The sequence below is a fragment of the Williamsoniiplasma lucivorax ATCC 49196 genome, assembly GCF_000518285.1.
In the GTDB taxonomy this organism is placed as follows: domain Bacteria; phylum Bacillota_I; class Bacilli_A; order Mycoplasmatales; family Mycoplasmataceae; genus Williamsoniiplasma; species Williamsoniiplasma lucivorax.
Map to the genome: position 1 here is coordinate 84,158 of NZ_JADH01000002.1, position 20,994 is coordinate 105,151.

Annotated in this window: 15 protein-coding genes; all 15 read left to right on the forward strand. The window is 29.7% G+C overall.

Going from position 1 to position 20,994, the window contains the following annotated elements:
• The first annotated feature begins 53 nt into the window (after positions 1-53).
• Positions 54-2,723, forward strand: coding sequence for an MOLPALP family lipoprotein (locus tag P695_RS0101205; protein ID WP_028126492.1), 2,670 nt, complete (start codon positions 54-56; stop codon positions 2,721-2,723).
• 22 nt (positions 2,724-2,745) lie between these two features.
• A complete protein-coding gene (locus tag P695_RS0101210) occupies positions 2,746-8,121 on the forward strand; it encodes an ABC transporter permease (RefSeq protein WP_028126493.1) in 5,376 nt (1,791 codons plus the stop codon).
• Positions 8,122-8,170: 49 nt separating this feature from the next.
• A complete protein-coding gene (locus tag P695_RS0101215) occupies positions 8,171-8,722 on the forward strand; it encodes a DJ-1 family glyoxalase III (RefSeq protein ID WP_028126494.1) in 552 nt (183 codons plus the stop codon).
• A gap of 28 nt (positions 8,723-8,750) precedes the next feature.
• Entirely contained in the window at positions 8,751-10,541 is a 1,791-nt protein-coding gene (locus P695_RS0101220; protein WP_028126495.1) for a cysteine peptidase family C39 domain-containing protein, read from the forward strand.
• 37 nt (positions 10,542-10,578) lie between these two features.
• Positions 10,579-11,088: an rRNA maturation RNase YbeY gene (gene ybeY / locus P695_RS0101225; protein ID WP_028126496.1), complete on the forward strand. Its 510-nt coding sequence runs from the start codon at positions 10,579-10,581 to the stop codon at positions 11,086-11,088.
• Positions 11,078-11,983, forward strand: a complete 906-nt coding sequence (gene era, locus P695_RS0101230; protein WP_028126497.1) for a GTPase Era — start codon at positions 11,078-11,080, stop codon at positions 11,981-11,983. The genes ybeY and era overlap by 11 nt, the downstream gene beginning before the upstream one ends.
• A gap of 8 nt (positions 11,984-11,991) precedes the next feature.
• Complete coding sequence (gene recO / locus P695_RS05265) at positions 11,992-12,759, forward strand: DNA repair protein RecO (RefSeq protein WP_051437292.1); 768 nt, start codon at positions 11,992-11,994, stop codon at positions 12,757-12,759.
• A gap of 110 nt (positions 12,760-12,869) precedes the next feature.
• On the forward strand, positions 12,870-14,234 hold the full coding sequence (locus P695_RS0101240; protein WP_028126498.1) for a glycine--tRNA ligase: 1,365 nt from the start codon (positions 12,870-12,872) through the stop codon (positions 14,232-14,234).
• Between the two features lie 10 nt (positions 14,235-14,244).
• Positions 14,245-16,083 carry a DNA primase gene (gene dnaG / locus P695_RS05270; protein WP_051437294.1) on the forward strand — a complete coding sequence of 613 codons (1,839 nt, stop codon included), beginning with the start codon at positions 14,245-14,247 and terminating at the stop codon, positions 16,081-16,083.
• 3 nt (positions 16,084-16,086) lie between these two features.
• Positions 16,087-17,535, forward strand: coding sequence for a sigma-70 family RNA polymerase sigma factor (locus P695_RS0101250; protein WP_028126499.1), 1,449 nt, complete (start codon positions 16,087-16,089; stop codon positions 17,533-17,535).
• Between the two features lies 1 nt (position 17,536).
• On the forward strand, positions 17,537-18,208 hold the full coding sequence (locus P695_RS0101255) for a tRNA (adenine(22)-N(1))-methyltransferase (RefSeq protein ID WP_028126500.1): 672 nt from the start codon (positions 17,537-17,539) through the stop codon (positions 18,206-18,208).
• Positions 18,199-18,984, forward strand: coding sequence for a Nif3-like dinuclear metal center hexameric protein (locus P695_RS0101260; RefSeq protein ID WP_028126501.1), 786 nt, complete (start codon positions 18,199-18,201; stop codon positions 18,982-18,984). Before P695_RS0101255 ends, P695_RS0101260 begins: the two co-directional genes overlap by 10 nt.
• Before the next feature lie 9 nt (positions 18,985-18,993).
• Positions 18,994-20,352 (forward strand): DEAD/DEAH box helicase, encoded by a 1,359-nt coding sequence (locus tag P695_RS0101265; protein ID WP_028126502.1) that lies wholly within the window; start codon positions 18,994-18,996, stop codon positions 20,350-20,352.
• Between the two features lie 28 nt (positions 20,353-20,380).
• Complete coding sequence (locus tag P695_RS0101270) at positions 20,381-20,668, forward strand: hypothetical protein (protein WP_028126503.1); 288 nt, start codon at positions 20,381-20,383, stop codon at positions 20,666-20,668.
• 72 nt (positions 20,669-20,740) lie between these two features.
• Positions 20,741-20,994 (forward strand): IS256 family transposase (locus tag P695_RS0101275; RefSeq protein WP_028126504.1); only part of this gene is annotated, 254 nt, incomplete at its 3' end.

Below are 20,994 nucleotides of genomic sequence, written 5' to 3' on the forward strand. Positions count from 1 at the left end.
CTAATTGTTAGCCAAGAAAAATAAAATTTACAACATCGGGAGAATGTAAAAAAATGATTAAAAAACTCTTACCAATTTTTGGGACATTATCAATTGTAGCAGCTTCAACTTCTATTGTTGGTTTTTCATTTTCAAATAAAGTTAAATCTTCAATTGAAGCTAAAATTCGTAATTATATCAATATTTCTTCTTTAATTGCTCGTGGTGCGATTATTGGCCAAAAAAAAGATGCTCCTGATGGTAATGGGCAAGGGGTTGCTTTAACTTATGGTTCTCGTTATATGAATGATCAAAAAATGGGGAACCTTATCAATGGGGAACTTGGTAATGCCAAAGACATGAAAGTTTCTCAACTAGTTTCCAGCATGTTTTCTGTTGATAATGTTTTTTCCAACCCATATACAGTTGCTAATTGAGGAAGCTTTAACAATGGTGTGACAACTGGTGGTTTAGATTTGGAAATGAAAAATAATAAAATAGATAAAAACAAAGGTTTAACTGGGGAAAGCCAGTTTGCTAAAACCTTTGGTTTAATTTCTGGAGTTTTTTCAATGCTTTTTGCCACTGATTTTAGTGCTGAAACAATTGCTCCACTTTTAGAACAACTATTACCAACATCACTAGTTGCCAATACTGTGAAAAACATGATAGCGACCCAAGATGCAACACTTCTAGAAGTGTTGGATCCAATTATTAATGGTAAATTAACAGAAAAAACTCTTTTTGCACAAATTCAATCTATTATCAATGAAGATGATTTACACACATTGGAAAAACCAATAACTGAATTTACATTCAAAGATGTTTTTGATCAAAGAATTAATGATTTTTGAAAAGGTTTAGCTGAAATTTTATTTAGTGGTACTGATTTACCAGGAGAAACACCTAAATCATATAAAGAATGACTAAAGGGCATAACAGATGCTAAAACAGCTACTAAAGGTTTTGAAGGCATAAGCATTGCTTTTAACGATGTTTTAATTGATGGGGTTGCAAAAGTCTTGAAGTATTTAAGAACTTTATTAATTTATATGCAAGAATTTCAAAGAGATGCAGAACTAATTGGAAGTCAAGGAATAGATCATCAACATTTATTTAAACATGATGAAACTAATGGTCAAACTGCTATTAGAATCAGGGGGTCAAAATATATTAATCCAAACGATGTTATTACTAATGAAGTAAATAAAGCAAATGATGAAAACAAAATTATTCGTTGAACAAAAACAGGAAATAAATATAGTCAAGTTATCAACTTACAACAAATTTTTGGACTTTTACAAAACTTGTTGTCATTTGATGAAAATGATCCTAATGGATATGCACTGCAAAGAGTTTTATTTACCACTTTATTTGGTAATGCATTAGATAGAGACAATAAAATTCAAGCTGAAACCCCCATTTGGGATAAGATAGTAGATCCATTGATAAGATCGGTTATACCATCTGTGGGTGTTTTTGACCCAGTAATTAAGGGAATATTAGATAAGGCATTATATTCAATACCTATGATGATAGGTTCTGATTTTGGTTTTTATGATGAAAAAGATCAAGGTATGACAATTCAAACACTATTAGGTATACTTAACCCTTTATTAGGTTTTATTTTAGCTAAAATTTTTCCAGGTGAGATAAATAAAGAAAAAAGAGACAAAATTACTAAGGTCTTTAGAGAATTTAAAACTGAAGTTGATGAGGATTCTAAAAATCCCCAAAAATTTAACCATATTTTCTCATCTTTATTTAAAGGGAATTTAATTGATGAATTAACTCCACTAATTGAATCATTCATAGGAGGAACTTTTAAAATTCCACCAGGACTTAACATTAAAAAACTTTTAACAATGAAAATGGGTGATCTCCTAAGTATGTTTGGTTTAAATATCTGAGATAGTGCTAATATGCTTTATGGGTTAAAAGAAAAAAGTTTAAGTGACATAATTGATACGGTTGCTAACGAATTTGAAGTTGTTAGAAACAGAACAATGATCCAGAGTCAAAGTTATTTATTGAACTTAGGAACACTTGATACAATTTTTAATGCTCTGAATGCAAAAGTTGTTTTCACATTTAAGGATCGTAATCAGATTCAAAATGTGTGACTTAAAACCCAAATTGAATTAATCCCAAAAAAAGAATGAGATATAGTATCAGCACTTCTTATCGGACTGGCTTGAGGTGAAAAACATAATGCAGAATCCATAGAGAAGGTAATAATTAAAGCCTCATCTGAAATTTCTTGAAATAAAGACACAACTTCACTACCATCATTTCTTTTAGGAATTGAAAACAATAAAACAACTGGCATATTTACATTTAGAAAAAATTCACTTTTAGATGGTGTACAACAATTATATGGTCACAATATAGTAGAAAATCCAATTATTGAAAAAGGTAATAAGAAAACTATTGCTTCTATTGTCAATAATTTAACTACATTGTCAACATGAATCCTTGATGATTCACTGCCAAAATATGTGCAAGAGAGAATTGCTCCATATTTTAACAAAGACTTATGAACAACAGAATTAATTGATTATTCAGGAGTTGCTTCACAAACTGAACCTGGTGTTATTAAATACTATTTAAAATACACCAATCCAAATACTCATAAAGAGACAAAATACGAAGTTGGTTTACTTAAAGGGGTATTTCAAGTTGATGGTCAATGAACCACTGAAACTCCTAACTGAGTAATTAATACAATTATTAGAAAAGATTAAAAAAGAAAGGAAACAATAAAATATGAAAAATAAATCTAATTTTCTTTTGTTATTAAAACAAGGGTTTAAAGGTGTTTCAAAATTTAAAGCTCAATTTGTGATTATTCTTATTTTAAGTTTCCTTTCAACATTGATTTTAGGGGTTTCAGTCTCTTCATCACGAGCTTTAAAAGCATCATATGATAATGTTGTTGGGAAAGTTGATAAATTCGATTATCAAGGTACAACAGAAGTTGGAAGTCGTACTAGCTTTACTAATTCGGAAATTCAAAATGTAAAATCAATGCCAATAGTTGATTTTAATAATACTGATTTTGCTTATTTTTTAAGTCAGGATAAAAAAATACAATCAGCTTTAAATATTAGATTATATAAAAGAGATGCTCATGAACAAGACACTTATATAACCAAGGTGACTGGGGACGAGGCATTTAAAGAGGTGTGAAGACTATCAATTAATGGAAATAATAATGAATTTAGAGTAGCAGCTTCATGATTATTTGCTAACCAACTATTTTTTGATATGCATCAGTTATGACAAGCTAAAAATAATCAAGAATCAACCGATCTGACTTTGACATATTTAGCAGACACCGCCATTTGAAGAGCATTTTTGAATAACCAAGCAGAGTTTAAGTTTATTAAAAATTATGATCAAACATTGTATGAGATAACTAAAAAAAGTATAAAAGAAGGAACTAGTAAACTTCGAGAATTAACAGAAGGTTTTTTTACAAAGCAAAACTATGGCAAACTTTCAATAAAAGAAAGAGAATTTGCTAATTATGTTACTTTTACACATACACAATTAGGTCAATGAATTGTTGCGACATTAAAAACATTTGATTTACCAAAAAGTCCAGAAGAAAAATTTGCATTTATTTTTGGTGCAAAATTAGATGCATCAAAAAGTGCAGCCAAAAATAATACGTGAACTGATGGAAAATATATTTCAAATTTTAATGCTTTCCCTAATATTGGTGTTGGTTCTATCATAACTCAAGATCAAAAAGATGCAATTGACCAAGTAACTATCCAGCACAAGGATAATAATCGTGGTGAAATTAATGATCAAGACATTAAAAAACAGATTGAAGACAAAGGTTTTAAAGGTATGACAACACCTTTTATTGTTGAAATTATCGACTCTCCTGCAACTCAATTAACAAACAATCAAAACCCACAATATCAAATCAAAAACATTGATTTTATTCCTGGGTATAATTCAAATTTATTTTATATGGCAAATAAAGATGACGTGAAATCTCCAATTTTTAAAAAAATTGAAATTTTTAATAATTTTTATTTTTTAGCAACAGTTCCATTTGATAAATCTGACGGAATGGATGCTGGTGGAAATGTTGATGTCCATGTGAGAGCTTCAATGATGCAATATCATATTCAAATTAATGCTCTTGCTAGTGGATATAATGCTAACTTCAGAAAAGAAGGAATTATGTTTGACCATATTTATAACTTTAAATATCGAGTGGTGATTCAAAACTCATTTGATAATAAAGCAGCCAATTTCACTATTTTAAGCGGAACAGAACCAAATGCTGATGGAGAAGTTACTATTTCTGAACAATTTGCTAAAGCTAATAACATTCAACTTGGTGATTATATTCTTGTTGGGCAAGCAGATGTCCAAGTGGTTGGATTTGCAACAGATGCATTTTCATACTTCCCAGCAGCTGACCCATTATTCCCAATTCCTCAACCAAAAACTGAAGCTGTTGTTTATGCTAGTGCTAAAACAGCCGCCATGATGAGAACAGGAGATGGTTCAGCTTCAGCTAATCAAGATAATAATGCTTATACATTTAATTTCTTTTTAACACCAAATAAAAATGATTTGACTAATGTTGCTTTATCAAAAACAGAAAAATTGAACTTATTCAAAGCATTTCAAATGGACATCGAAAACAGTTTACAAGTAGATAAAAATATGATTCAACAAAATGGTAAACAAACCGGAATTTCATATTTTGATCCAATTGATTTTAATAGTTCAAATTATCGTTTGAACTGAACGTTACTACCTCTAGCTTTAAAAATCTTAAATGCAATTACTTATTCAGCAGCAATTATTATCGCCATTATTGCCTTAATTGCCATTGTGATTAATATTAGAAAAGCAATTCATTTTAATGCAAAACAAATTGGAATTTTAAAAGCTATGGGAACTGATCCTAAAATGATTTCCATTAGTTATTTAGCAACGAGTCTATTGATCTTCTTTATTGTGATTCCGTTAGCATGAATTGCTGCGATGGGCTTACAATTACCATTTATTTATATTTTTGCTGATTATTTTAGTATTGCCACTAACCAAATTTTAATTGATTGAGTTTCGATCATCATTTCATTATTTGTCTTTGGGTTAAGTGCTATTGGAGTGTCATTTTTCACTGCCCTTATGATGACTAAGAAATCAGTTGTCGATATTTTTGAAACATCAGTTAAATGAACCAATTCTAAATGAATTGATAAATTGAAAATTGGTAAATTTTCAAAATCTTCCTTCCACTTACGTTTTAGCTTAACTTTAACAAGTTCTGGTAAAAAGCCCATTGCTTTATTAATTGTTGTTGTCGGAATGACTTCGTTTCTAATGTCGGGAGCATTAGCAATTCCTTCGATTGCCAACAACGCAGTTAACGCATTTTATAAATCAGTTAGGTATTCAAATTCTTATGATAATCTTGAACCAATAGCTAATGCTCCACTTTCTAAACAAGCAATTAACTATACACAAAATCCCGAAGTTCTTGACCAAGATTGAGTTAAAGCTGATTTAAAATTAGATGTTCAAACTAAAAAAGGTTATGGATATTACAAAACTCCAGATGCTTACTCACAAACAATTTCTCAAACTTCACCAGTTCCCCGTTATTTATATTTAAACCAACCAACAGGAGATGCAACTAGAGGTCACCAACTAATAAGTAATTCTAATAATAATGGAATTGAGTATGCTTATGAGTATATGTTAGCTAATCCAGGTTTATTCTTATCAATAGCTGGAAATGTGTTTGGAGATAACTTCTTCACTGTTTTAGGACAAACGTTCAGTATTGGTTTAGTTGATCAATTCACAGGGCTAATTCTAAATTCTCAAGAAGATAAAATTAGGGATTGATTAGGAAGTGAATATGATGATACTTTAAGTTTGGATGCTAATAAACAAAAATTATCATTCAAATTCAGTGCTTCTATTACTAATGCCTTGCCAAACATTATCTCAGCCATTCTAGGTTCTTTTGGTAATGGAGTTGGTGATGCTAGTGGTACTGATTGAAAAGAAAAAATTATTAATGTGCTTTTAAAAGCGATGCCACCATATGTGCAAGGTTTCATTAATAAATCACCATCACGTTTTGAACAATTTGGCGTTTCTTATAATGTCGAACAAGTCACTCCCAAAAAAGAAACTTTAGTGACTAACATTAAAACTGACACTAAACAATTTAAAGGTTTAGCGATAACTGGTTTAGACAAACAACAAGATGCTTATGTTTTAAACCCCAAACAACAACAAGCTTTATTTTTAAGTGAAAAACAAATTGCTGATATCGATAAAATTTTAAATGGCGATAAAAATATTCCCTCATTTAAAGTTGGTGATGTACAAGTTTGAGACCAAGCTAAAAATCAATTAACTATTCCAATGATTAATAACAATCAATCACAAGCAGTTTATCATTTAAAAGACAATCCAATTTTGGAAAATGTCTCAACAACTAGTCGTCAATTAACATACCGTAATAAAAATGACAACACTTTCAAACCATTACCAAAACAAGCGTGAATTTATGATGATAGCGATTTTGTCGAATCAAATCTTTATAAAAATCCTTACGGAACTTTAGTTCCTAAAGACCCAAAACCTAAAAATGATATCACCCAAGCATATCAAAAAGCTGTTCAGAGTGATTTAACATTAATTGACAAAAAACCTGGACAAGCTGACTCTCGTTATTTAGATATTTATAAAATTGATAATGCTAAATTTACTTATAATGATATTTATAATGGAGACAAGAACTTAGCTAATAAAGCTTATCTCTTTAACTATTTTGGTTTTGATGATGATCATCAAATTACTAGTTCTTATTTACGACCATATTATAAATATGCCAATATAAAACTAATGATTCCAAGTGAATTCATTGATGATAATTTCTTGACAATGCCTGGAACTAGACAAGATGTTCAACCACCTGCCTCAGAAAGTTGAGTTAAGAAAGTAGATGCTAAATGTGTTCCTGATTCTGTCAAAAAAGCATGAGGAGGATATAATGGTCAATATCAAATTATCCAACCTTACACACTTGATTACAAAAAAGATCATGGAGCAGGACTAGAGCGTTTAATTCAAGGTACAAATTCACCATATTGATATCGTTATGCTTTTGAAAGAACTAGTCAATATCAAGGTTCATTATGATATGAAGATAATCAAAAAGTAGAATATCTAAATAAAGATGTGACAATTAATTTTCAAAATGTTGGCACTATTGCTTCATTTGATGCTAAATTATTATTAATTGATCAAGGTGTGGCTAATGCTATTAAAGGTTATTCAAATGGTAAAACTTATGGCTATACTCCTAATTATTACACCTCAAGAAAAGGGGAAGTGATTCCAGATGATAAACCCCGACCTTGAGATGATCAGTTAATGACTTTTAAATTTAAAGAGGTTAAAGATGATATTTATGTTGATCAAGACCATCTAAATCAAGTGACATATATGGATGATGCACAAGAAAATACAGCTTATGCATCACGTCAATGACACACTGGGAAATTATCAAATATTGAAGAACCAGTAGGAATTACTAACTCGGCTTCATTTATTACGTCTCCACCAGTTGGTCAATATAGTATCGGATTATCTTCAGCATCTGGATTTAGTTTAATAACTAGTGTATCTAGCCAATTCTTGTTAAGTACGCAAAAAGCATTGATTCAACAAATTTACACTTTAGCAATATCACTAGGAATTCTCTTAATTGTCGCGATTGTGTTAACGGCCTCATTATTGATCGCCCTTGTTGGTGACATTTATGTCACCCAGTACAAGAAATTTATGGTCTTAATGCGAGCATTGGGATATTCAAACTGAACAATTCAAACATATACTTTTGGTGTTGTTTCTGTTGGTTCAGTTGCCGTTTGACTTTTAGGAACTGTCCTTGCTTGAATTCTGATTAGTGCAGTTGTTTTCGGAATTGCTCGATCTGGATTTGCGATTCCTTATGGATTTAGTTGATGACCACCATTACTCTCATTTGGAATCACGACTTTTGTCTTTATTGTTTCTTTATCAGTTTCATCAAACAAAATTCGCAAAGAGCGTGTTTCAGGATTAATTAATCAATCACAAGAATAAACACCATTCGGTGTTTATTTCTTTTATAATAATAGTAGAGGTGACAAATATGATAAAACTAGCAATTTTACTACATAATGGTTTAGAAGAAACAGAAGCAATTGCAACAATCGACATTTTACGTCGAGCTGATATCACTGTTGATATGATAGCAATGCATGACTTGTTAATCAAAGGAGCTCATGATATTCATTTTATGGCTGAAAAAAGCTTTGAGCAAATGCAAGTTAATGAATATGATGGTTTGATTATTCCGGGTGGTGCTGTTGTTGAGCATTTACTAGAAAAAGAAAAAATTATTAATGTTATTAAAAGCTTTGATGAAAAAAATAAAATGGTTGCTGCCATTTGTGCAGCCCCCCAACTTTTAGGAAAAGCAGGGATTTTAAAACATAAAAATGTGACACATTTCCCAACAACTAATAAATTTTTAGAACAAGCGAATGTCGATTTAAGTCGTCCAGCAATTACTGATGGTCACATCATTACTGGACAAAGTATTGGAACTGTAATTCAATTTGCTTTAGAAATTGTTAAACATTTTAAAGGCGAAAAAGCCAAAAAAGCATTAGAAAAAGATATGGTCGTGCAATATTCATAATTTTTCCCTAATCTAATAAGGGGTACTTATGAAATATAAACTAATAAACCAACAAGATTATGAAGATTGCGGATGAGCTTGTTTAGCAATGATGATTGAACATCATCAACAAAAACGCTTTTCTTTGTATGAATTAAAGAACAAATATAACTCAAACAAACACGGTTTGAGTTTTTTTGATTTAGCAACTTTTGCCAAAGACTTCAAACTAGACAGTAAAGGTTATGAAGCTGACATTGAGATGCTCGAACAAAATAATCACCAAATGCCATTTATTTTAAATGTGACCAATGAATTTGGAACTGGGCATTTTGTGATTTTAAATAAGATTGAAAATGGTCAGGCTTGGATTTTTGATCCAGCTAAAGTTAAACCAGAAGTTTTAACACTTGAACAATTAAGTGAAATTTACTTATCAAAAATTTTAATTTTTCAAAAGAAAGGTAAATTAAAATTTACCTTAAATAAAGATAAAATTTGATTAACTTTAAAACAAGAAATTCCAAGTTTAATTATCCTTTCTGTTTTAGCAATTATTTATCATTTTTTATGATTATGAACAAGCAAATTTATTATGGAGTTTTCCCATTGAACTGTTCAGCAAAAAATTAATTATCAACATCTCGGGATGTTTATTTTAATGGCATTCAGTTCGATTGTGATTGAGTTTTTTTATCATTGGGTCAAAATGCAAATTTTTAATCATTTTTATTTAAAAACTTTTAAGTTTACGATCACTAATTTAAGATACAAAAACAAAGGGATTGAAGAATTAGTCATTACTGATGAATTTAAAAATATGCATGATTTAATTAAAATAAATTTTTTAATGATGGAAACACTGATTAATTTCTTTGCCTTTTTCTCAATTGGGATTGTTTGTTTGATTTGAATTTGAAAAATTAACTCTTCACTAGTTTTATTTGTTTTGCTGATGGTCGCTATTTTACTAGTTAGCAAAATTTGATTTAGTTTGACCATCGAAAAATTTCAAAATAAAAAACAATATCAAGAAAAAAATGTGAATCAAAATTTAGGTCAATTTGTTCGCGATTACAAATTAATTAAAGAACGCCAACTTGACCAAAATTTTGAACAACAAATTGTCAAAGCAATGGGAGAAAATACCAAAATTAATAACTATGTGCAAACGTTAGGGAATGGTGATAATTTATTTTATAAACTAATGAATAAAATAATTTATTTTTTCTTGTTTGTGGTGATGTTTACATTATTAGAAAAAGGTACTTTAAATTTCTTTAATGTAATTTATGTTTCAATCATTAGTTCTTTTTTCTTAAACTTAGCAATTCAATCACTGAATCCTTTGATTAAACTGTTTATTTTAAGAAAAGATTTTCATTTATTTGAAACTTATTTTGTCGAAATTAAAAAGTCATTGTTTAAAATTACGCAAACCAAAATGCTTGATGACCCTAGTGAAATTGAAATGATTTATCAACAAGCAACCCAGAATCAAGAAATTTATGTGCTTGCCAATAATGAACAATTGATTTACTCAACAGCTAGTGAAAATATTTTTTTAGGGAATAAAGATATTGATCCAAATTTATTTAATACTTTAGATTTAATGAATCTTTTAAAAGAGCATGAAATTGATTGGTTGATGGATCAAACCTTAATGAGCAACCAGCAAAAACAATTAATTAATTTCTTGGCTTTATTTTTTGTCAAACAAACCCAATTTGTTTTGGTGGAACCTTTAGCTGCATTTTCTAAAGAAGTGCGTGAGCATTATTTAGAGTTATTAACTCAATTAAGACCTGATTCGAAATACATTTGTTATACCAAGATATAGACATGTTATAATTAATAAACAAAATTAAGAGGTATTAATGGCAAAAATTTCATTTCAAAATCAAACAACAACTAAAATGACTGAATTTCAAAAATTAGCAAAACAATTAATTAATTCAGCAATTAAAATTTTGAATTTGGAAAAAGAAAATCTTTGTTTATCAATTGTTTTTGTTGATGACAAGCAAGCTTTAAAAATTAATCAAGAATATCGTCATAAAAATTATATTCCTGATGTAATTTCTTTTCCGATCATGATGTCAGAACAAGAAATTGAAGCTTTAGGGTTTAGAGAAATTGGTGATTTGTTCATTTGTTTAAGTGAAGCACAACGTAAAACATTGAAATATCATCATACAATTAAAGAAGAAATGGCTTTTTTGTTTGTTCATGGGTTTTTACACCTTTTAAGTTATGATCATGAAACAAACAAAAAAGATGAAGCAATAATGTTTGGCTTGCAAGATCAAATTTTGCAAGCAAATCAAATCAATTATGAAATTAAATTTGTCGAAGCAGATTATCAAGGAGAAGAAAATGAGTTTTAAAAGTGGATTTATTTCAGTTGTGGGCCGTCCTAATGTCGGGAAATCAACTTTAGTTAATAAATTAATTGGTCATAAAATTTCTATTGTGACTAACAAAGCCCAAACTACCAGAAATAACATTCGTGGTATTTTAACTAAAAAAGATGAATACCAAATGGTGTTTGTTGATACGCCAGGGATTCACACTTCTAAAAAAGAACTTGATCGTGTGATGAATGCTTCAGCTTTAAAAGCCATAAAAGATGTGGATTTAGTGATGTTTTTAGTTCCAGCCGATGAAACAATTGGGGTTAATGATAAATTTATTTTGTCTCAATTAGAAAAACAAGATATTGTAAAATTTTTAATTATCACTAAAGCAGATTTAGTTTCTAAAGCAGAACTGTTTCAAAAAACACAAGCTTGAAATGAACTTGCTGGCAACACATTTGCAGAAATTATTATTATTAGTTCACCGCAAGAAATTAATCTTGAGGTGCTGAAAAATTTAATTTTAAAACATCTTCCTGAAAATGGGCATCGCTTTTATGATGATGAAATGATTACTGACCAACCAAACCGTTTTGCGATTCGTGAAATTATCCGTGAAAACATCTTATTAAAAGCAGGCCAAGAAGTACCGCATTCAGTTGCTATTTTAATTGATGAGTTAGAAGAAGATGCCACAACACTCAGCATTGTAGCGACAATTGTTGTGGAACGCGAAACCCAAAAAGGTATTATCATTGGACAAAAAGGTAGCAAAATTAAAGATATTCGTTATAAATCAAGAAAAGAACTAAAAGCTTTGTATGGTAAAGAAATCGAATTAGAACTCTTTATTAAAGTCAAAGAAAACTGAAGGAATTCACCAAGTTTAATTAAACAATTAGGGTATGATAAAAATAAATATTAGAGGTTTTGATGGCAACAACAATGTTTAAAGGAATTGTTTTAAATTCCATGGATTATGAAGATTATGATCGGATTATTACTGTTTATAGTGATAAGTATGGCAAGATTGGGATGATTGCCCTTGGTGTCAATAAACCAACTTCGAAAAACAAATATGCTTTACAAACTTTTAATTTGGCTGAATTTGAAATTTTTAAATCCAGACAAAAACATACTTTATCTAAATTAAAAACTGCCATTTTAATCCAAGATCATTTCCAAATTGCGCAAAATTATGATAATTATTTGTATGCATCAGCAATTGGGAAAATCATTGATCAAGCAACACAACCCCGCCAAAAAAATTATCGACTTTATCGAATTCTCTGTGATTTTTTAGAAGTTTTAAATTTAAATCAAGCGCCATTGGCCAACTTTATTGCCGCCTTAGTCAAAATCTTGCATTTTTTTGGCGGAAACTGAGTTTTGAATCAATGTTATCGTTGTTTTAAAACTTATAAAGTTTATCGTTCGTTTAGTTTCCAAGATTATGGTTTAGTTTGTCCTAATTGTGTTGATGAAGCCGATCAATTACAAGATGTGGCATTCATTAATCATTTAATAAGTTTAAAAAAACCTCATAGTGAACAAAACCAATTAGCACAAATGCCAATTAAATATCTAATTTTTATTTTAAAACATCTTTTAATTTATTATGAACAAGTGCTCGGAATTTGAAATCCCATTTTAGCTAAAATTGAGCAAAAAGATTATTTGAAAAACTTTACCACAATGTAAACTTATAGTAGGTTGACAAAACCTTTATTAAACTGCAAAATTATGTTAAAATGTATAGATGAGAAAAAGGTCGTCATGCGACTTTTCTTGTTTATTTAAAGGAGAAAATAATGGCAAAAACAATGGAAGAATTAGTGAGTCATTTAAAAACTTCTGGGTTTATTTTTCAAGGTTCTGAGATTTATGGTGGGTTAGCTAATAGTTGAGATTATGGTCCATTAGGTGTCGAAGTTAAAAATAAATTAAAGCATTTATGATGAGAAACTTTTGTCAAAAAAAATCCTTTGAATTTAGGTTTAGATTCTTCAATCATTTTAAATTCAAATGTTTGAAAAGCATCAGGACATATTGATGGTTTTAATGATCCGTTAATTGATTGCAAGAAATGTCATAATCGTTTTCGCGCTGATAAATTAGTCGAAGACTTTGATGTCAATGCTCAAGCTGGAGCGATGTCTAATGAAGAATTGGAAAATTACATCACCCAAAATGGTGTTGTTTGTCCAAAATGTCAAGCCAAAGACTTTACCAACATTAGACAATTTGGTTTGATGTTTAAAACAAACCAAGGTGTGCTGAATGATGAAAGTTCAGTTGTTTATTTAAGACCAGAAACTGCTCAAGGAATTTTTATTAATTTCAAAAATGTACAACGATCACTGAGAAAAAAATTACCTTTTGGGATTGGTCAAATCGGTAAATCTTTTAGAAATGAAATTACCCCAGGTAATTTCATTTTCCGAACAAGAGAATTTGAACAAATGGAATTAGAATTTTTCTATGATGAACAAGCAGATCAAAATTGATTTGAATATTGATTAAATGAAGTAGAAAAATTCTTAGCTAAAATTGGTGTGGAAAAAACTAATTATCGTTTACATGATATTGACCCAAAAGATTTAGCTCATTATTCAAAGCGAACAATTGATATTGAATATCACTTTCCATTTGGTTGAGGAGAACTTTGAGGAATTGCCCACCGTGGAACATTTGATTTAAATGCTCATCAAACTCTAAGTAAACAGGATTTAACTTATTTAGATACAGTCTCAAACTCAAAAATTTTACCAGCAACTATTGAACCAAGCGTTGGGGTTGAACGTTTAATGTTAGCTATTTTATGACAAGCATTTCATGAAGAAGAAATTGAAGCAAATAATTCTAGAATTGTCATGAAACTACCATACAATTTAGTGCCCTACCAAGTGGCTGTGATGCCTTTGCAAAAACAACAAAATGAACAAGCAAAACAACTTTATTTAGATTTATTAAATGACTTTGATGCTGTCTTTGATGAAACTGGTAATGTTGGTAAACGTTACCGACGTCAAGATGCAATTGGGACTCCCTTTGTCATTACTTATGATTTTGATTCTGATCAGGACCACAAAGTAACTGTGCGTAACCGCGATACTATGGAACAAGACAGAATTGCGATTGTTGATTTAAAAACATATTTAAAAACTAAATTCTAAAAGGAGGAATATGGCAAATATCTCAAGAGAAAAAATTGATGAAATTTTAAATAATGTAGATATTGTGTCTATCATTTCTTCATATATTCAAGTACAAAAAAAAGGACGAAACTTTTGAGCGGTTTGTCCTTTTCACAATGATAGTGACCCTTCGATGTCGGTTTCTCCTGAAAAGAAAATTTATAAATGCTTTTCTTGTGGGGCGAGCGGGAACGCCTTAGATTTCGTGAAAAATTATAAACATCTCGATTTTGTGAGTGCGGTGGTTGAGTTAGCTGAACAGGTTGGAGTTGATTTGGGTGATTTTAAAAATCACCAAGTAAAATCCAAATATACACCCCAACAAGAAAAGCTTTTTGAAATTAATGAACAAGCAATGCATTTATTTAAAACCATTCTATTTTCAGGTGAAGGGGTTAAAGCAATTGAATATTTACAAACCCGTAACATCGCTAAGTCAGAAATTGAATATTGAGATATTGGGTTTGCTTCTAAAAACATTAAACTCTATGACAAATTAATTGCTAAAGGTTACCAACAAAAAGAATTGTTAGCCGCTGAATTAATCACCATTAAAGATGGCAAAATTTATGATTACTTTTTTGACCGCATAGTTTTTCCAATTAAAAATGAAGATGGCAAAGTGATTGGTTTTTCAGCCAGAACCTTACAAGATATCACACCCAAATATGTCAATAGTCGAGAAACAATCGTTTTTAAAAAATCAGAACTAGCTTATAACATCAATAATGTGCTCAAGATTATTAATATGAAAAAAGAGTTGATCGTTTTAGAAGGATTCATGGATGTCATTGCTTTAAAGCGAATTGGCATTGATCATGCTATTGCTTTAATGGGAACAAGTTTAAGTGAGTTTCATCTGCGTTTATTCAAACAATTAAAAGTGACGCTTAAATTATTCTTAGATGGTGATGATCCTGGTATTCAAGCGACAATTAAAATTGCCAAGAAACTGTTTCAAAAGAACATTAAAACTTTAATTGTCAATAATGAAACTAAAAATGATCCAGATGAATTAATTGATCAAGGTAAACAAGAATTAGTCAAAGAGTTAATTGATAAAGCAATTCATCCAATTAAATTTGTGATTGAAAAACTTTATGAAAAAGTTGACCCCACTAATCCTGATTCATTAAAAGCATATTTAAATGAAACATTTAGTTTCATGCAAATGAGTAAAGATTTAATTGTTAATGAAACATTTTTAAATGAATTAGCTAGAAGAACTGAAATTGATTTAGAAATCATTAAAAAATATTATAATGAGTTTACTACTAGTCACCATTTTGCACCTGAGCTTAATTGAGAACCAGAACCAAGACAAACAAATGTGGTCATGACCAGACCTTTAAAACCAACAATGAAAACCAAACAACAAAATGGTGAAACAATTGCAGAAAATAAAATTTTAGTTAACCTACTTAAAACCAATGAGTTTTTAGAAACAATTACTAATAAAATTGATTTGATTGCTGATTTTGATGTGCGGATGATTATGGAAGAAGTCATTAAACAATACAATACAAAACGATATGAAGGACAAGATTTAAACAAAATTTTTAACTTGATTGAAGAAGCTCATCTCAATGTTCAAATATCATTAATGGATTTAGTTGAAAATCCAGTCAATACAACTGAGTTTACTCAGAAAACTTTAGATGATTCATTCTTAACTTTAGAAATTTTTAAAAAGAAAAAAGAACGTGATGATCTCGATATTCGATTAAAAGCAGCTCAAGATCTACAAATTAAGCGGTCTTATTTAAAAATGAAAGATGCTTTAACTAAAGAAATCAAAAAGTTAGAAACGAGAAGAGGAAATAAATAACTTATGGCAAAGAAAAATAAATTAAAAGGTGCAGACCTTAAAAAACTGAAAACAACAACTGAATTAATTGACTATATCATTGATTTTGCAAAGAAAAATGGAACTATTGAAATGGAAGAAATCCAGGAAGTTGTCGTGAAACATTTTCCATTTTTTTCTGATGAAGAACATGAATCAATTTTTGAAGAATTGGAAAAAGATGGCACAGTTTTTACTAGTGATGAAGATATTGAAATTTCTGAAACTGATGAAGATGAAGAAATTATTGGCGATTTAGATAGTATCCAAATCGAAGAACCAGAACATGATGATGACGATGATTTTAGTCGTGAATTCAAAGAACACCGTGTTGCTGCTGAAAAAGCCAAAAGAGAAGCGAAAGAATCACAAGCGATTAAATATCGTGTCGGTGGAATTAGTAATGAAACTAAAATTCAAGATATTATTAAAGCTTACTTTAACAAAATTGGTTCTTCAAAAGTTTTAACTAAAGCTGAAGAAATTGTTTATGCACAAATGTTAGAATCAGATGACCCAGAAGAAGTGGAAGAAGGAAGATATAAATTAATTGAATCAAACTTAAAACTTGTGATTTCAGTTGCTCGTAAACATTTAAACCGTGGTTTAGATTTTTCAGATTTAATTGAAGAAGGAAACATCGGGTTAATGAAAGCTGTTGATAAATTTGATTACTCAAAAGGATTTAAATTTTCAACTTATGCAACATGGTGAATTCGTCAAGCAATCACTCGTGCGATTGCTGACCAAGCTAGAACTATTCGTATCCCTGTGCATATGGTCGAAACAATTAATAAATTAGCGAGAATTGAAAGACAATTAACTCAAGAATTAGGGCGTGAACCGACAACTCAAGAAATTGCTGATGCCATTGGTGGGGGAATTACTCCTGAAAAAGTTGTGGAAATCAAAAAAATTAGTGTGGAACCAGTTTCGTTAGAAAAACCATTTGGTGATGAAGATGATACTCATTTTGGTGATTTTGTTGAAGATAAAGATATGTTATCACCAGACGAATATGCTGAAAAAGAAGTGTTAAGAGAAGTTATTGACCAAGTGTTTTCAGAAATGAGTCCACGTGAAGAAAAAGTTATTCGTATGCGTTATGGAATTGTACCAACTAAATTAAGGACTTTAATGCGTTTAGCAGAAGAGTGTGGTGATCCTTTGGTCAACGAATTAAGAGAATCTGTTAAATCATTATCAATTCATATTGACACTTCAATTCAAAAAATTAGAACATTTAAAGATCCAATTATTTTAGAACATTTAACTAAATATGATTCACCAAAAACTTTAGAAGAAGTTGGAAAAGAATTAAATTTAACTCGTGAACGTATTCGCCAAATCGAAGCTAAAACTGTCCGTAAATTAAAAGCACCAAACAATGCTAATAAACTTGGAAAATTATTAAAAGAATTTTATAAAGGTTAAAATGTTATCTAAAAGATTAAAAAATCTTGCAGATTTAGTCATAGCTGGTGATTTTGTGGCCATTGATGTTGGTACTGATCATGGACTTTTACCGATTCACTTGATTAAAAATCAAATTGTTAAAAAAGTTTATGCTGCCGACATTAATTCTGAACCTCTAAAATCAGCTCATAAAAACATTAAAAAGCATCATCTTGAACAACAAATCATCCCAGTTTTAAGTGATGGTTTAGCATTTGTGCAAGACATTGATGATGAGATTGAATATTGTTTTATTGCTGGTTTGGGAGCATCAACAATTAAAGAAATTTTAAGCAATGATCATCATAAAATTAAAAATTATTTAATTTGTGCCAATACTGAAATTTCAGCCTTACGTCAATTTGCCAATGATTGTCAATATTTGGTCAAATATGAAACTTTCTTTGTTGACCATAAACATCATTATTGACTGATTTGGATTAGTAAAACCCCAACAACTCAATTGGTTAAAAATCTTACTTTAGGTGATTTTAAATGATTTATCAATAACCAAGAATACCAAAAATATTTGCTAAACCAAATTAAATTTTTTGAACGTATTGTGCAAAAAATTAATCAAGAAGACAATGTGAGACAAGGTCTTGAACAAAAAATAGTCACTATCAAGGAGTATGTAAAATTATGGAATTAATTAAAATTTTAAAATATTTAGATAAAAAATTTCCAACATCAACAGCTGCTGATTGGGATAAAGTTGGTTTGCAAATTTTAAATCCGAAACAAGAAATTAATAATAACCAAGAAATTCAAAAAATTTTAACTTGTTTAGATGTGAATTTAGAAGTCGTTAATCAAGCAATTGCTCAAAATGTTAATTTAATCATTTCTCGTCATCCTTTTATTTTTGGGGAGTTAAGTGATGAGAAAAATAATCATGCTAAAAAAATGATGATGAAAAAATTAATTAGTCATAATATTTACATTTATGCTATTCACACTAATTTTGATAGTTCCAATAATAATCCACTTTTAAAAGCGATTGAGCAACATTTTCATCTTAAAAAAATTAGTCCTTTTGGCAAAACTAAAGATGGTTGACAAATTAAATTGAGATCACCAATTACTTTAGCTGAATTAAGAAAGAAAATGCAACAATTATTTGCTGAAAATGATAATTTAGTCAATGTGAATTGAAATGATCACACCCAAGTTCAAACATTTTATTTAGTGCCTGGTAGTGGAAGTGAATTCATGGTGTTGAACCAATTAACTGATGTTGTTTTCATTACTGGTGAAGTGAAATGACACCACTGAATTTATGCTAATGATAATCAAGTGAATTTATTAAGTTTAGGTCACTATATGGAAAATCATTTTACAAAAGATTTAGAAAATATTTTAACAAATGCATTCAAAGAAGAAGTGACAGTTTTTGGATTTGATATCCAAAAACAATATAAGAAATAAGAGGTAAACATGAACTTTAATAATTTTGGTTTTAAAAAGTATGTAAACGATACTTTACAAGATTTGCATTTTGTTGAACCAACATCAGTTCAACAAAAAGTCATTCCATTAATTAAAAAACACAAAAATGTGATTGCATTAGCACACACCGGAACTGGGAAAACCCATGCTTTTTTGCTCCCAATTTTAAATAATTTAAACTTTGAGCAAACAAATAAAGTCCAAGCTTTAATTGTTGTCCCAACTAGAGAATTGGCTAAACAAATTTATGATAATGTCAAACCATTTTTAAAACATGAACCAAGAATGTCTGTTGGTCTTTATATTGGTGGGGAAGATATTAAAAAAGATCAAGAAGCATTAAATAAAAACCAACCAACAATTGCCATTGGAACACCAACAAGATTAAAAGAATTGTATGTTTTAGATGCCTTAAAATTAACTAGTGCCAATTATGTTGTTGTTGATGAATGTGACATGATTTTTGATTTAGGATTTATTGAAGATGTTGATTTCATTTTAGCAAAAATGAAAAAAGATTTAGTGCTATCTTTCTTTTCAGCGACCATCAACCAACAATTACAACAATATTTAAAAAAATATATTAAAGAAAGTTTTTTTATTGATGATTCCCAATCAAAGCCAACAAATAGCAATGTTAAACATCTTTTAATTGATACTAAAAACAAAGAATTAGAATTAACACTAGCCAACATTGTCAAATCGATTAATCCGTTTTTAGTCTTAATCTTTGTGAATAATAAAAATGACGTGAGCAAAATTGTGACAATTTTGCGCAAACAAGGGATTGATCATATTGGTGAATTACATGGTGATTTACAACCAAGAACTCGCACAGCGATGTTAAAGCGTGTGAAAAATAATGAATTCAAATATGTTGTAGCGACTGATGTAGCTGCGCGTGGAGTTGATATTGAAGGTGTAAGTCATGTGATTTCTATTAATCTTCCTAAAGATTTAAGTTATTATATTCACCGTTCTGGGAGAACTGGAAGAAATAAATTAACAGGAATTAGTTATGTTTTAGATAACATTGAAAACAAAGACCGCATTCAACAATTAACAGATCAAGGGATTGAATTTGCTGTGGCTAAATTTGTTGATGGACATTTAACTGAAGTCAAAGCAAAAGTTAAAAAGAAAAGACAAGTTGAACTCGATCAAGAGTCACAAAAAGTTTTAAATAAGTATAAAAATACTAAAATTAAACCAGGTTATAAGAAAAAACGTAAATCTGAACTAGATAAAATCAAAAAAAAGATAAGAAGGAAGCATATTCAAGAATCAATTGATAAAATTAAAAAAGGTAAATATAAAAAACGAAGAGAAAAACTTTTTGATGAATAATTAAAATTGAATTATTTGAGAGGGCCTTGTGAGAAAAATTGTTGTTTTTGATAATGAAACGAAAAAAAAGAAAGTTGTAACTTTAACTAGTGATTATGAGGCTAGCATTAAAGCTATGCCTAATTATCAAAAAAATAAAGATATTTTAATGCTGAAAGCACAAAAATATCTTAAACAATCAATGTATTTGCGCCAAGCACTTTGAAAAGATGTGCTAATGGTAGCGTTTGCTGCTTTGATGACCACGATTGCTTTAAACTACTTTATTTCAACAACGGGTAAAACAGGACTATTTCCAGGTGGATTGGGTCTGTAAAGAATTTTGTGTAAATTCCAAAACACACGATTAACTTTGTAGTAAGTTAATAATGAAGAATGGAGATAACACATGAAAAAACAACCAAAAGATTCTTTCGAACAAGGTCTAGACCTAATACTTGAAAATGAAAAAGATTTTTCAAAAATTTTTAATGAAGATGGGCTATTTAAAAAGCTAACAAAAAGAATTGTTGAAAGGGCTTTAAATACTGAAATGGATGCCTATTTAGGGTATGAAAAATATAACCGAAATACAGATGAAAATAACTATCGAAATGGCACAAGTTCTAAAACAATTTTGACTGAAAATGGTGAAATTGATTT